We start from the raw sequence: 14,733 nt of genomic DNA on the forward strand, positions 1-14,733 counted from the left end.
GGAATGGCGCTTTGGGGATATTCCTCAAAGCATTGCGAGATACCGCCAGTGTCGATGGTTCTGCCGTCACACTGCTATGAACGGTTTTCCCAGCTTTTGCCGGGAATTGCCGGGCTTGATGTATCTGGTCGAAACTCTGCACTGGAGAAGAAATAACTGTAAAAGAGTTTGAGGTCAACACAACAAAAGCAAGGGAGATTTTGGGATGCGTAATGGAAGATATTTTGAAAGAGCAGTATGCTGCTAGTGGTAATGATGAGTCCTTAGCAGTGCGTCGAGCAGCAGCATGGTGGATGGCAGGAGATCCAAATCAATATAATCAAGGTGAGATTGCTAGCTATACAGAGAAGGTGTTAGGTTTCTATCAAAAGCAGAAATAGAGAAGTAGGGAAGAGAAAAGAAGGAAGAAGGAAGAAGGAAGAAGGAAGAAATATTGAAAAAAAAAAGGTAAAAATACATAGGGTTTGCGCTCAAAAGTCTTATGGGTGAGGGTAGGAGACAGGAGACAACCCACCCCTAACCCCTCCCAGGAGGGGAAAGACAGGAGACAGGAGAAATGGGAACTTAGAGAAGGTAGGAGTAAGAATTGTCCCAAGATTTTTCTGCCCAACTATGAGCCTAAAATACGCTCCTTTTTGAGCATGAAGAGCTGAAACAGGTGCACTTTTTTTGACCTCAAAAAGGCTAAAATCTTTATATGTCAATGCTTTTAGATTTAATCAGCAAGCCCTAATTAAAAATAAAATCAATTATTATCCAGAAATTATCAATTATTCCCCTCCTGGGAGGGGTTAGGGGTGGGTTCCCTGTTCCCTGTTCCCTGTTCCCTGTTCCCTGTTCCCTGTTCCCTGTTCCCTCTTTTATGGAGATGTCTAATAAATATTATTGAATATTATATTTTTGATGAAATTATAGTTACAGTTTTAGATGAAATTTATTAATACGAAAAGGTGCGCTAATAACGCACCCCGATTAACACTAACCTAAGTATTTCCTGCGGAATGCTGCGCAAACAGCTATCAGCATTTGAAAGAAAGAATTAAGCAATGACCAAGGTTAGCTGAAAGTACTATTTCATTTCCTGCTGAATGCTGTGCAAACATAATTTTTAATTCTCCTTGAACACTAATTCCTTCTCCTAGATAATGAATTAAAATTCATAGCTGACAGCTGATAGCTGAATGCTAAATACTTACATATTAACTTGCTTTGACTAACTGTTTTTTCTCAGAAGATACCATAGGTGCACTTAAAGCTTCTTCCAGTTCAGCACGACCTAATTTTTCTTCTAAAATATTCATTACTTCACGACCAAAATCATTAGAATTTCTTTGCCAAGCTTCTAAACAAACTTCTCCAAAAAAAGCACCTAAAGGTTCTGGGTTCCATAATAATTTTCTGGCAGTCCAAGGCATTAAACTCATGGGGTCATATCCTGGTTTCAGAACGTCATTTTTCAGGGCATAATCTTCTAAATGAGTATGAGGTTGTAACCCAATAAAAAAGATAGCAGGTTCTACTTTTTCTGCTCCAAAAATTTTCTCTAATTCTCGATGATAAGCAATAGTTTGTCGAATCGTTTCATAAGTTTCATCTATGACATTAAATGAGTAATTAACTGAAACTAAATCATTAAAACCAGCAGCTTTTAAATCTCGACAATTTTCCAATACTACCCGTAAGTTATAACCCATTCGCATTTTGCGGACAAGTTCTTGAGAACCACTGGTAATGCCAATTTCAAAATAATTCATCCCAGTCTTTGCCATGAGGTTGCACAACTCGGGAGTGAGGTTATCAGCACGAATATATGCTGCCCAGTGAATATCATTCATACCTGCATCAAGGATTTTTTGCAATAATTCAACTGCATCATCCATAAACTTACGAGCAGGAATAAACTGAGCATCAGTAAACCAGAAATTACGAATACCACGGTCGTATAGTTGCTTCATTTCTGCAACTACTTCATCCGCAGGGTTGATGCGGACTTGCTTACCTTCAATAACTGTATAAACGCAGTAGCAACAGTTATGGGGGCAACCACGTTTGGTTTGTACCCCTATATAAAAATCTTGGTCTTGTAAGTAATAGACAAATTCTGGCCAGATACTATTAATATAGTCATAGTTACAGGCAGTTTTTTCAACAGGAGCAGGTTTTTCGTGAATTAAGCGATCGCGTGGCGATGTTTCTCCGACTACATAACATCTTTGATCGTTAAAATCTTCTGCTCGAAGTAGTCTTTCTAACAATACCTCTCCTTCTCCTACAGATACAATAGTACCATCAGGTAGACTACGACCTAATTGTTCATAAAATACACTTACTGCTCCACCACCAACTACTGCACGAGTTTCAGGTCGATAATTTCTCGCCCTTTTGAGGCCCTGTTTAATTAGTCCTGTATTACGCCAGAGTTCTGTATAATAAGAAACAGCTAACCGCAAACCTCCTATTGCACCTCTAAATTTGATCAGAGGGTTTTTTGCATAGTAAAACTCGAAGGCGTTTTGCAGAGGGTTGCCTCCACGACCTCCTACAGGTGCATATATCTGAATATCTCGCCAGGAAAAGACTAATATATTTGGTTTGAACTCATCAATACAATTATTTAGAGCTGTTTTATAGTCCAGAGGTGGTACTGTCCCAAGATCGAATATTCGTTGTTCTACTTCTGGTAAGCACTTGTGGACATGATCTGCTAGATAAACAACTCCTATGGGAAAAATGGGATTACAAGGAAGACGAACGTAAAGAACTTTATTTTCCATAATCAATTTTTTTTATCACATATATAACTTTTTATAAGTATTTTTTTGAAGAAAGATAACAAATATGGTGAACTTATTTAATTTTAGTATTTATTTTATTAAAATTTTGATACAAAATCTTAATAATTTTAAAATAAAGGTGTTGCTAATTTTAAGTATGAAATTTATAAAAATGTAAGTTTTGGTACAAAAATTCAAGAGTGCAAATCATCACCTAATTTCCCTAAAGCCAATACCAGAGGATACAGAGCTACATTCATTCCCAAGTCTAAGAAGCTTCAAGCAAACAAAAAGTGGTGGTGGTGCATAGTAATGGTAGAGAGAGTGTGGGGGGATGGGGAGATGGGGGGATGGGGAGATTGGGAGATTGGGAGATTGAGAGATGGGGAGATTGAGAGATGGGGAGATGGGGAGATTGGGAGATGGGGAGATTGGGAGATTGGGAGTGTGGGAGAAATTAAAAAATATATATCTTCTACCATTACCATGCAGGACTACCCAAAAAGTTAAAAACTTGGAATAATTTTAAGACTTTCTTCATGTTAAAATGGGCCATTTAATGATAAAATTATAAGTCAGTATTCAAAATTACAACTGATTGGGATCGGTTAATGTTAACTTGTAAATATAACTAAAACTTGTTTAAAGTAAAAACTTTTCAATAGACCATGGCACAAATTCTTGATCCCTTACCATCTAACAGTTCAAATCAAATTCTTTGCTGCTACGTTAATGCAACAAGTCAAATCCAAGTTGCGAGAATTAGTAATATACCAAATTGGTATTTTGAAAGGGTTGTATTTCCAGGCCAGCGTTTAGTTTTTGAATCTGTGGCAGGGGCTTCTATGGAAATTCATACAGGCATGATGGCAAGTTCTATATTGTCTGATACAGTACCCTGCGATCGCCTCCAAATAAATGAAGGCCCTTATTCTTCTATATCTCAAACTGAAAATACTACAGTAAAGTTATTTACTTTACCTCAAAGACGGAAAACCCCTTCAAAACCAGCAGCAGTTTTGAGTGCAGTAGATTAATTGAATTTAATTTAGAAGTGTCGAGGATATACCAACTGAGTGATAATTATTCCATCATAAAAAAGTTGACATCCTAGATAATTAATACGTAAGCATTCAGCGGTCAGCGGTCAGCTAGCCTCCTATGGTCGGAACTGTGTTATCAGCTTTATTACCTTTAGTGGACAATTTAAGCTAGTTATTTTTGTGCTTCAATTCTTTGTTCAAAAATGTAGTAGAAGTTAGGCAAATACTTGGTTCATTTATTTTCATTGCTGAGAGCTGACTGCTAATAGCTGTTTGCGCAGCATTCCGCAGGAAATGCTTACATTAATACTCCCAAACAATGCAGTAATTTTGTGTTTTTGTATTTAAAGGGATGTTAAAGAGGGAATGGGTTTATACCTGTTTCCTCTAAAGTTTTTAATGGTAAGCATTCAGCCATCAGCTATTTATGGGAGTAGGAGATCAAAGCAATTGAACAATTGAGAGAGAATTAAAAGTTGTTGCCAAGGTACGCTCCTTAAACCTGATTCTGAATTATTCATTATTTGTATTCAGTGCTGACTGCTAAGAGCTGTTTGCGCAGCATTCCGCAGGAAATGCTTACCTTTAATGAATAAATAATTAACCTATTAAATTGAATATATCTTAGTAAGATTTAGCAATAAAAAATGTCTCAAAACCAAGATTCAGAAACTTTTATATTTAGAATTTCTCCTCTGATTAAAATAACCCTTTTAAGTTTGTATGTAGCATTGACTATACCTCTACCTTTTCTCTCTCAAGCCACAAATGCACCACTACCTCCGATGATTTTAGGAGTGGGACTAGCACTAGGAGCAGCAGCATTATATGCAGCTCTAACAGAACGAGTAGTTATTGATGATGAGGGAATTAAGGTATCTTATCCAGTCTGGGTGCCAGACCTGTTTCGCAAAGGTTGGTATTTGCCTTGGGCAGAAATAAAAGCTCTCAAACCTCGGACTACAGGTCAGGGAGGTTTAGTATATTACTTTGTAAGTAATTCTGAAAAAGGTTATTTGTTGCCCATGCGAATAGTGGGTTTTGCTAAGTTGGTGAGAATAGTTGAGGCTAAGACTGGTATAGATACAACTGATGTACGTCCTTTATCACAGCCTTGGATGTATTTGATTTTATTTGGTTGTACGATATTGTTACTATTAGTAGATGCTTGGACTATTTCCAACGCGATCGCTATTTCTTGAAGAAGGCAGGAGGCAGAAGGCAGGAGGCAGGAGGCAAAAGGCAGAAGGCAAGAGGTAGAAGGCAGAAGGCAGAATTGAAGGACTGAAAAAGTGCATGGGGATAGTCTTCTGCATAGAAGAAGGAAGAGGGAAGAACAGAATTTTTGTTTCTATGTATCTCGATCACCCCATCACCAAAATTTCAAGCCTCTGACTTCAGGTAGAAGTACTGATAACTGATAACTGATAACTGAAATGACCCCATTAGTGCAGGGTATTAAACTCATTAAGAATAAAGATAAAACATGGGACAGCATGGTCAACTATATTTAGACCGAGTAAGTTTGACTGCTTCAGTTAGCTCTCACTATTTACTGAAAGATATTTCTTTTGCTGTAGAAAAAGGCGCTAGAGTTGCTATTGTAGGTACTTCTGGAGCAGGTAAAACATCTCTATTGCGATTATTAAATCGACTAAATTCCCCCACTTCTGGTTCTATATATTTAGATAATCAGGACTATAGCAAGATTCCTGTTATTCAACTACGACAACAAGTGACAATGGTTTTGCAGGAGTCAAAACTTTTGGGAATGTCTGTAGCAGAAGCGATCGCTTATCCTTTAAAACTCAGAGGAATAAGGCCACCTGAAATTCAGCAAAGATGCGAATATTGGATACAGCAGTTGCATATTCCTCCCGACTGGTTATCTAGGTCAGAATTACAACTTTCAGTGGGACAAAAACAATTAGTAGCGATCGCTCGTGCTGTTGTAATTCAACCTAAAATTCTATTATTGGATGAACCTACCTCAGCTCTAGATGTTGGTACAGCAGATCGAGTGATAGAAGTGTTGAAAACATTAACAGAGAGTCAAGTAACGGTTATTATGGTTAACCATCAAATAGATTTAGCTCAACAATTTTGTACACATTTGTTACATTTAGAGCAAGGAGAATTAATTGAAGACTCTCCTAGTAATAAAGTTGATTGGGTTAAGTTACGCCATAGTATTATTCAGGCACAAAGACAAAAACAAGAAAGTGAAGAATGGAGCTAGTGCCGCTACGCAGAAGTCAAAAGTTAAAAATTAAAAGTCAAAAGTTAAAAGTATTGCTCTGTAATTGTTTTAGGATTTTGTCACTGGTTAGTTATTTCTGCCATCCTGCAGTAGCCTGGTATTAAGCAGGTGCAACTTTTTGAGGTTGTCTGCTGCTCTGATAATTATTTTCCCATCTATTCATAGTTAAGATTTCTCTATTAAATCTATAACCTACATTCCTAACTGTTTGAATTAGACTAGGTTGGCGAGGGTCAATCTCTATTTTTTTTCGCAAAGATAGTACATGAGTGTCTATGGTACGAGGATTATCTATAGAGTCTGGCCATGCTCTGTGTAGTAAATCTGAGCGAGTTAGGGGTACTCCACCTGATTGAGCTAAGACATAAAGGAGACTAAATTCTTGTGGAGTTAAATCAATCAAACTGCCTTTCAAGCTCACTCTACGATGTACTAGATCAATAATCAAGTCACCATAATCTAGACTTATAGGTGGACTAGAACTAATACTCCTTTGGCGACGTAGTAGTGCTTCTACTCTGGCCATAAATTCTTGCATACCAAAAGGTTTGGTGAGATAGTCATCTGCTCCAGATTTTAATCCGGCGACAATATCTGCTTCAGTTTTTTGCGAGGATAGCATAAAAATTAAGGACTGTTGCTGTTGCTGAACCCACTGACAAAATTCGAGACTATTTCCATCAGGTAGATCAGCTTCCATAATTACTAGATTTGGGCAATGACTATGTATTAATTTCTTGGCATGATGAATATTTGCTGACTGATGTACCGAGTGGTTTGTTTGTTGCAAATGCCAACCAAGCAGCGATCGCAAACGCGGATTTCCTTCTACAATTAGAATACAAGCAGCTCCCACTTAAATTCCTACTTTGGCTTTCCTTAATAATTAGCTATTACTAAGTTAACATAAAGTCTAGTAACAGTTCTGTAACATAGGTCACTGCTTAAATATTTCTTCTATGTTCCAGGGAAAATTTTCCTTGATTTCTGATATTTTGCACAATCAAAATCAAAGTGGTGTAGTGTGTTCAAGATTTAAGTAGGGCTTGCTGATTAATTATAAAAGTATTGATATATAAAGGTTTGAGCAGTTTGAGGGGCGAAAAAAGTGCGCCTGTTTTAGTTAAAAACCCTCAAAAAGCTAGTATTTTAGGCTAACTATGGCAGAACAATCTTGGTACAATTTTTACGACTATATCTTCTATAATTCCCATTTCTCCTGTCTCCTGTCTCCTGTCTCCTGACTCCTACCTCAACAAAAAGACTTTTTCAGCAAGCCCTAAGTATATCACATATTTTATATTTTTACCAACTCAAGATTTTTGAATTTATTTTGAAAATTAGCGGAAAGTACAAAAAATCTATTGTAGAAATAAGATGGACTGGCAATCAATAGATTTATAAGTCTACTAAAGAGTTGAGAGGGTTCAGGAAATTGTTTTAAAATAAAAGCAGCAAAAAGCATAGTCACAAAAATGTTCAGCTATAAGTGTTGCTGTAATGTGTAATACCAACTTTATAGTTAATTAACACTAATTTAAAAAAAACACTCTTTAGTTGCACCAAAAATAAAATTACATTAACCTAAAGACTAGGTTTTAACTGAAAATATAACCATTAATTCTGAGAATAAAAAGGTCATGTTAACCGACGCTCTAACAATTCGCCACTATCAAAAACTCACTGACGCCCTCGTCGAAATGTGGAACCGTGGTTACCGCTATGAGGAGATGCGTATATATTTAGATGGCTACCTAGCATCTTTGAGAATCTCCAAAGCGATCGAACCATTTTTAATCAATAGATTGGAGGAAGAAACAACTCGCTACATATATGACCCTTCAAATTTTGAAATGCCAGCATTACAAACTGAAACTGAAATAGATTATTACTAAATTACAGTAGTTTTCATCTAAAAATGAAGGGTATTGAACAACACCCTTCATTCTTTTTTTTAATAGTTTTAGAGTGACAAATGCAGAGTCTCTAAGAGGCTAAAGCAACTGCTACCTTTTGCTCTAGTTCTTCTTTATTGTTATTGAACATATCAATTATCACATCAGAGCCACCGATAAATTCGCCACTAATGTAAACCTGGGGAATTGTTGGCCAGTGAGAATATTCCTTAATTCCTTGACGAATTTCTGGATCTTCTAACACATCAAAAGTTTCATAGGTAGCTCCTAAAGTGTTCAATACTTGTACCACATTGTTAGAGAAGCCACACTGGGGCATCAACTTATTACCCTTCATAAAAACCATAATTTTATTCTGAGTAACTAAGTCATCAATTTTTGCTTTCAATTCTGGAGTTAGAGTCATGGCTATTTCCTCAATAATAGATAGAATGGTCATCCAAGCATTCAGCATTTAGCTGATACCAACCTATTGCTGATATCTTTACCTTAACTAAATAGCCGAGTGCTGTTTGATTTATAGATACTATTAATTTGCCTGATATATTGGGGCAAATTATCAAAGTTAATCAATTATGGCTAATATAACCAGATAATCCTGTCAGCTTTGTAACTCAAAAGCAAAAATTAAGAAGTTTGTCCCGCAGCTTCCCACTCTTGAGGAGTATAAGTTTTTAAAGCCAAAGCATGGATAGCTTCAGAAGCCATAGGTTCTTGTACAGCAGCATAAACCATTTGATGCTGTTTAACTAGAGTTTTTCCTTCAAACTGAGACGAAACAACAGTTGCTTGTAAGTGGTCGCCACCTCCAGTTAAATCTTGGACTTGTACTTGAGCATCTGGCAACTCAGCTTTAATCATTAATTCAACTTCTTCTAGATTCATTGTTATTCCCCTGTAAAGTTACTGTTATTCTACATAATATTAATTAGGGCTTGTGTTCATAAAGCTAAAAATTAGGATATCTAAGGCTTAGGAGCTTTTTATATTCAATTTATCTCCTAGTTATTGGCTCTTATTGGCATTAATTTACTGAAATTTTCTGCTGAAATTCAAGAAAATTTATTCACATAAAATGGCCGAAACCGTTGCCTGTTTCCCTCATCTCCGTGTCTCCGCTTCTCCGTGTCTCCGTGTCCTACCTCCACCAACCAATTTTTTCAGCAGACCCTAATTCAGAGACTGGGATGAGTTAGGAGGTTGGTCCTCTCCAGAGGATCTAGGATAGGGAATATCAACAAATCCTAATTCTAGTAATTGTTGGTAGGCTTTTTTTCCTAAATCGCGAGTGGGTTGTTGAGAGCTAATAATTTGAACAAGTAATGGTACTGCTAATTCAGGTTGGTTTTGCGCCCGGTGGACTAAAGCTAATTGATAAGTGGCCTGGTCTCTCATTTGAGCAGTTTCTAATGCTTTGGTACGTTGGTCATCTGCCAGACGATTATCTATACCAGAAAAACTGGCAGCTAATTGACTATAGAAATTAGACAGTTGGTTAAATATTTGACGAGCTTCTTGAAGTTTCTGACTAGCTAAATCATAATTCTCTGAGGCAATGGCATTGTCAGCTTCGGTCATTAAGCGTTGTCCTCCCTGAAGACTGAGAAGACTGTTTTGTTCATTTAAAGGACGAACATTTTCGGGTTGTGTGGGTTGTATTGGAATTGGAGAAGAAGGAAGGTTTTCTGGATCTGTAGAGTTTTCTGGTGGAACTTGAATTGGAATTTCTTGCTGTGCGGAATTTTCAGATTGAGCATTGAGTGGTTGTTGTAAAAGAATGAAAGTTGCCGTAATTAGGAGAGTAAAGCCGAATTTGGAGCGAATTAAAGGAATAGGTTGAGTAAATATCATAATTATTTAGTTGGTTTGTATACATAAAAAACTATTTTTTAGATATTATCACTGTTTCAAAAATATATGGTTTTGAAGAAGGTTTTAGGTTGTAGGTTTTAGGTTTTAGGTTAATGTTTCCATCTTATGATAGGGGATTAAACTCTGAAGGTGAAGAAAAAAAAATCCTTTTAACTAATCTTCTTATTTATAAGAAGAGGTAATTCTAAATTCTAAATTCTAAATTCTAAATTCTAAATTCTTGAATTCTTCCTTCTTCAAAAAAATGGTGGTAGTTGCCATAATTGGGGTTGAAATTCTGTTAAGGAATTAAGAATTTGATGGGCGGAATAAAATAAGGTTTTATCCATATCAGGATCTGGTACAACTACTACGGACATTCCTGCTGCTAAGGCAGCTTCCATTCCTGCTAAAGAGTCTTCAAATACTAAACAATTTTTGGGAGAAGCACCTAATTTTTCAGCGGCTATTAAGAAAATATCTGGTGCTGGTTTTCCATGTTTAAGATTAGGGTTATCTCCTACAACGATATGATTAAATAATTGGAACCATTCTTGATAATTTTTTGTTTTTAAACTAAATGGTTCCCTGAAAGAACTGGTAGCTACAGCTTGAGGTATTTGATTTTGATATAAATGTTGGGTAAGATGAACTGCACCTGGCATTGGTTTTGCTTCAGAAAAGCGTTGATATGTGAGGGTATTTCTTTGTTGAAGATAATCTTCGGGAGTGACGGGTAGTTCTAATATTTCTACAATTGCTTTGGCAGAATCAATTGATTTTCTACCAGTAATTTTACACTTAGTTTGTTTGTCAAAAATTTTGCCATAACGACTGGTAATTTCTGAATTTACCTGAGCATGAATTGATTCTGTATCTAGAAGTAAACCGTCTAAGTCATAAATAACATGAGTGATTTTTGGGAATTTATTCATCGGTTTTTTTATAGTTATAATATAAGCATTCAGCAGTTAGCCATCAGCTATCAGTTATTGTTTTTAGTTTAGGATAAAAGCTTTATTAATTGTCTTACTACAAAAGTTGCTTTCCTTGCCCTTAAAGTCTATTTTAATTTAAAAACGTCCTATATGAGAGAATCTTGTTGCTGTATAGCTGACAGCTAATAGCTGTTTGCGCAGCATTCCGCAGGAAATGTTTACGTTATAATTAATTTGTTATACCGTTTTTACGAGTTTTTGCTATAAATATTTAGGGTGTTTTTAGTAGTAAAAAGTAGTGGTACATTGTAATAGTATATTCAGCTCCCGTCTTAAGTGTTGGTTGTCTCAACATACCATTAAGGCTACAGAAATACCAAAACTAAATATTAGCGATCAGGAATGATTTATAGCCGAAAAACTATCATTTATTTTCTCCGACTTACTGCCTGTTAATAAATTTAGTTATTGAGTTATATCAAGGGTAAATTCTCTCTTTTAAATTAATATAGCAATATGATTTGAGTTGTGAGATATTGGAAACTTTTAGGGAACACCGGATCTGGGAACAGGGAACAGAGAAGAAGAAAAAACGTACCATATTAATATAATAATTGCGATATTCTATACTTTTAAGGAACACTTCAATTCTCACAACTAATTCCTGATTGCTATATAAAAATTTATTATAGTGCTACACAAATAGGGTGCGGATATTTATCTATTCCCTATTCCCTATTCCCTATTCCCTTGTTTGATAGATTATCTGATTAAAGTGTTTTAAATCTGGAGTTTTAAAGCCAACAACTTTAGCTTGGTCATCCCAAATTCTTAGTTGTACTGCATCTTTTGCATAGGGTTGATGAATAAATTGAGCAGCAGCATCAGAAGAAAATATTCCTCCTTGTAATTCTAAACTTTGTTTAGAAGCTGGTGATAAATTTGAAAAATAGTTAGGTTTTGTTGCACAAAGATAACGTTTTGCTTCAACATGAAGGCGAATTGGTTCTGTTACAGCTTCTCCAAATAAATGTTTTAAATATTTGATACTACGATATTCGTGATGGTCATTAATACCTTTATTTGCAGCATCTTCTCCTAAGTCATGAATTAGATGTCCTAAGTCGTGAAATAAGCAAGCTACAATTAGTTCATTATTGGCTTTTGCTGTTTCTGCTAAAGTAGCACATTGGAGAGCGTGTTCTAGTTGACTAATAGATTCTTGATTATATTGAATATGACCTTTTGAGGAAAGAATTGAAATGATTGTTTTTATATCTGGATTCATTTTGAGAGTAGGGAGTAGGGAGTAGGGAGTAGGGAGTAGGGAGTAGGGTTCAAAGATATAAGATATTTTGCTTTAATACCGGGAATTGTTACAAAAAAGATTACTGGACCATTGTTATTACTTAGTAACTGAAAGTTTTAATAAAGTATAGCATTATTTTGGGGGATTGGTATAATTAGTTATTAGTTGAAACAGATTTACTGTTGACTTTGTAATTTTAATACATGAATATTTTACCGTTATTTTTTAATATTTAATTTTGGTAAAATCTTCGTAAAGTAAGACTTAAAAAAAATCTCCCTTCTGTAAAATAAACAGTTTAAGCAACAGGACTTAAAATACTTGATTGATTTTACATTTAACTTTGGCAAAATCTATGTAAATTAAGATTTAAAAAAATCCTACCTTCTGTAAAATAAACAGTTTAAGCAACACGACGACCATTAATAATCACTGAAGTTAAATGGGGAACTATACCATCATCATGCACCGTAATTATATCCGCACGTTTGCCAACTTCTAAACTTCCTCTATCATGATATAAATTAATAGTTTTAGCCGGATTAATTGTTACTAACTTCATTGCTTCATATAAAGGTTTACCAATTTTTTTACTAATAATAAAAATAGATTGTAATAAACTGCGAGGCACATAATCTGAAGAAATTACATCTACTAAATTTTGCTCTACCAACTCCACTGCAGATACATTTCCAGAATGGGAACCTCCTAATACTAAATTCGGCGCTCCCATCAATACTTGTAATCCAGAATTATGAGCTTCTTTTGCTGCTTCTAAAGTAGTTGGAAATTCTGCTAAAACTACCCCACTTGCTAAAGCTTCTTGTACATGACTTATTGTTGCATCATCGTGAGAAGCGAGAGAAATTCCATTTTGTTTTGCTAATTCAACTAATGCTTGACGATTTTTCGGAGCATATTGTTGTTGAGTTTCCTGACGATAGGCAATAAATTTATTCATTTCTACTTCGCTAATTCCATACTTACCCATGTAATATTCTTTATATTTTTCCACACTCACAAATTGTCTTTGACCAGGAGTATGATCCATCAAAGACATGAGAGAAAGAAACGGATTATTTGCATATTTTTCCGCAGCAGTAAATATACCTTCAAAGGAAATTTCACAACGTAAATGTAGCCGATGATCTGTCAGAAGTCTGCCTGTTTTTTGCCCCTCAAAAATAGCTTCAATCATTTCACCAAAACGCTCAACTCGAACAGAATTAGGTTTAATATCTCCAATGGCGATCGCGTCACAAACTGTTGTAATTCCAGAACTAATTAAGTCTCGGTCGTGGTAAGATACTGCTGCTGCTAAAGGCCATTTTACAGCAGGGCGAGGAGACATACATTTTTCTAAGTTATCTGTATGAAGTTCTATTAATCCAGGCATTAAATATTCTCCTTGCCCGTCTTGACCAATATTAACTATTCCTGGCTGAATTTCGGCTATTTTTCCATCACGAACTATGAGGGTACCAATAGTTTCTTGGTCTGGTAATTGTAGACGATAGTTTGTGTAAATATGTTCGTTCATGTTTATTTAGGGTTTACTGAATAAAGTCTTTTTGTTGAGGTAGGGAATAGGGAGTAGGGAGTAGGGAGTAGGGAGTAGGAAGTAGGAAGTAGTTAAGAATAAGTATAAATAGGAGTTATAGAAAAGGTAGTCGTTCATAATAGCAAGATAATTTTTCTGCCATAGCCACTCCAAAATGCTCACTTTTTGAGCATGAAGAGCTGAAAAAAACGCACTTTTTTAAACCTAGAAAAGGCTAATACCTTTATCTATCAATGCTTTGATATTTCATCGGCAAGCCCTATTTAATCGACAGTCAATTTTAAATGAACCAATAATCTTAAATGAACCAATTGGAATTTTAATTTCTCTATAGTAACTTCAATTTCTGTTAATATACAGGAGCAGTTTTGAAAGATTGATTTATATGATAATACATATAGTTTTATTTAAGTGGCAGCCAGATATTTCAGCAGAAAGTATTACTTCGGTTATGTCCGCTTTGAAAGGAATGAAAGGGAAAGTCCCGGAAATAATTGATTTATCTTGTGGGAATAATTTCTCGGAGCTTTCTCAAGGCTTTCATAATGCTTTAGTAGTCCAATTTAAGGATAAAGCTGCTCTTGATGCTTATGCAAAAAACGCCCATCATCAAGAAATTATTAAGACTTTAATTAAGCCAATTTTGGCAGATAAAATTACTATTGATTATGAAGTTTAAAAAAGCGGTCAGCAATCAGCAGTCAGCAGTCAGCAGTAATAAAATAATCAATTATTTCCCCATACTTTGTAGGGACGTTGCATGCAACGTCCCTACTCTTTTATAGAGATGCTTATTAATTAGGGTTTGCTGAAAAAGTCTTATGGGTGAGGGTAGGAGACAACCCACCCCTCGCCCCTCCCAGGAGCAGGGCTGTTTCATTCTCGATAGACACGGGGACGCACCAGACACGGAGACACGGGGATCGAGGCTTTTAAGTAGCGTTGAACCAGATATTCTCTCAGAGCTTAAAGACGCGTACTTTGCTGAAAAATCGGCAAATTTTGGTTAATTTCACTGTTCCACTATCTTCTCATCTCTCGTTATCCCTAAATCGTTAACTTACGGGACTTTAAAACAGCC

Annotated in this window: 15 protein-coding genes; 7 read left to right on the forward strand and 8 right to left on the reverse strand. The window is 35.8% G+C overall.

Annotated features, from left to right (window positions below; translation table 11 throughout):
• The first annotated feature begins 212 nt into the window (after window positions 1-212).
• Window positions 213-380, forward strand: a complete 168-nt coding sequence (locus tag F6K54_RS25400; RefSeq protein ID WP_293083634.1) for a hypothetical protein — start codon at window positions 213-215, stop codon at window positions 378-380.
• An 819-nt stretch (window positions 381-1,199) separates the two neighbouring features.
• Here the strand turns inward: F6K54_RS25400 and F6K54_RS25405 are convergent.
• The gene (locus F6K54_RS25405; protein WP_293083637.1) at window positions 1,200-2,774 is read right to left on the reverse strand and encodes a photosystem II high light acclimation radical SAM protein; all 1,575 of its coding nucleotides are present in this window, start codon (window positions 2,772-2,774) and stop codon (window positions 1,200-1,202) included.
• Between the two features lie 312 nt (window positions 2,775-3,086).
• On the opposite strand from F6K54_RS25405, the gene F6K54_RS25410 reads away from it, so the two are divergent.
• The 4 genes from F6K54_RS25410 to F6K54_RS25425 all read left to right on the forward strand — a co-directional run bounded on the left by F6K54_RS25410 (window position 3,087) and on the right by F6K54_RS25425 (window position 6,056).
• Window positions 3,087-3,284, forward strand: a complete 198-nt coding sequence (locus F6K54_RS25410; protein WP_293083639.1) for a hypothetical protein — start codon at window positions 3,087-3,089, stop codon at window positions 3,282-3,284.
• A gap of 158 nt (window positions 3,285-3,442) precedes the next feature.
• On the forward strand, window positions 3,443-3,811 hold the full coding sequence (locus F6K54_RS25415) for a DUF1830 domain-containing protein (RefSeq protein ID WP_293083642.1): 369 nt from the start codon (window positions 3,443-3,445) through the stop codon (window positions 3,809-3,811).
• Window positions 3,812-4,464: 653 nt separating this feature from the next.
• Window positions 4,465-5,019, forward strand: a complete 555-nt coding sequence (locus F6K54_RS25420; protein WP_293083645.1) for a hypothetical protein — start codon at window positions 4,465-4,467, stop codon at window positions 5,017-5,019.
• Between the two features lie 284 nt (window positions 5,020-5,303).
• Window positions 5,304-6,056, forward strand: a complete 753-nt coding sequence (locus F6K54_RS25425) for an ATP-binding cassette domain-containing protein (protein ID WP_293083648.1) — start codon at window positions 5,304-5,306, stop codon at window positions 6,054-6,056.
• Window positions 6,057-6,177: 121 nt separating this feature from the next.
• On the opposite strand, the gene F6K54_RS25430 is transcribed toward F6K54_RS25425, so the two are convergent.
• Window positions 6,178-6,933 (reverse strand): response regulator transcription factor, encoded by a 756-nt coding sequence (locus F6K54_RS25430; RefSeq protein ID WP_293083650.1) that lies wholly within the window; start codon window positions 6,931-6,933, stop codon window positions 6,178-6,180.
• 784 nt (window positions 6,934-7,717) lie between these two features.
• On the opposite strand from F6K54_RS25430, the gene F6K54_RS25435 reads away from it, so the two are divergent.
• Window positions 7,718-7,972 carry a DUF6761 family protein gene (locus tag F6K54_RS25435; RefSeq protein WP_287276112.1) on the forward strand — a complete coding sequence of 85 codons (255 nt, stop codon included), beginning with the start codon at window positions 7,718-7,720 and terminating at the stop codon, window positions 7,970-7,972.
• A 91-nt stretch (window positions 7,973-8,063) separates the two neighbouring features.
• Here the strand turns inward: F6K54_RS25435 and grxD are convergent, their stop codons facing one another.
• From grxD to phnM, 6 genes are all read right to left on the reverse strand, one after another.
• Window positions 8,064-8,399: a Grx4 family monothiol glutaredoxin gene (gene grxD, locus F6K54_RS25440; RefSeq protein WP_293083670.1), complete on the reverse strand. Its 336-nt coding sequence runs from the start codon at window positions 8,397-8,399 to the stop codon at window positions 8,064-8,066.
• A 221-nt stretch (window positions 8,400-8,620) separates the two neighbouring features.
• The gene (locus tag F6K54_RS25445; protein WP_293083653.1) at window positions 8,621-8,878 is read right to left on the reverse strand and encodes a BolA family protein; all 258 of its coding nucleotides are present in this window, start codon (window positions 8,876-8,878) and stop codon (window positions 8,621-8,623) included.
• A 285-nt stretch (window positions 8,879-9,163) separates the two neighbouring features.
• A complete protein-coding gene (locus F6K54_RS25450) occupies window positions 9,164-9,844 on the reverse strand; it encodes a hypothetical protein (RefSeq protein ID WP_293083656.1) in 681 nt (226 codons plus the stop codon).
• A 257-nt stretch (window positions 9,845-10,101) separates the two neighbouring features.
• A complete protein-coding gene (locus tag F6K54_RS25455; RefSeq protein ID WP_293083659.1) occupies window positions 10,102-10,779 on the reverse strand; it encodes an HAD-IA family hydrolase in 678 nt (225 codons plus the stop codon).
• A 745-nt stretch (window positions 10,780-11,524) separates the two neighbouring features.
• A complete protein-coding gene (locus F6K54_RS25460; RefSeq protein ID WP_293083662.1) occupies window positions 11,525-12,070 on the reverse strand; it encodes a phosphonate degradation HD-domain oxygenase in 546 nt (181 codons plus the stop codon).
• A gap of 424 nt (window positions 12,071-12,494) precedes the next feature.
• Window positions 12,495-13,631 carry a phosphonate metabolism protein PhnM gene (gene phnM / locus F6K54_RS25465; RefSeq protein ID WP_293083664.1) on the reverse strand — a complete coding sequence of 379 codons (1,137 nt, stop codon included), beginning with the start codon at window positions 13,629-13,631 and terminating at the stop codon, window positions 12,495-12,497.
• 406 nt (window positions 13,632-14,037) lie between these two features.
• Between phnM and F6K54_RS25470 the strand changes: the two genes are divergently transcribed.
• The gene (locus F6K54_RS25470) at window positions 14,038-14,331 is read left to right on the forward strand and encodes a Dabb family protein (protein ID WP_293083667.1); all 294 of its coding nucleotides are present in this window, start codon (window positions 14,038-14,040) and stop codon (window positions 14,329-14,331) included.
• Window positions 14,332-14,733: the final 402 nt, after the last annotated feature.

The sequence above is a fragment of the Okeania sp. SIO3B5 genome (assembly GCF_010692555.1).
Classification (GTDB): Bacteria; Cyanobacteriota; Cyanobacteriia; order Cyanobacteriales; family Microcoleaceae; genus Okeania.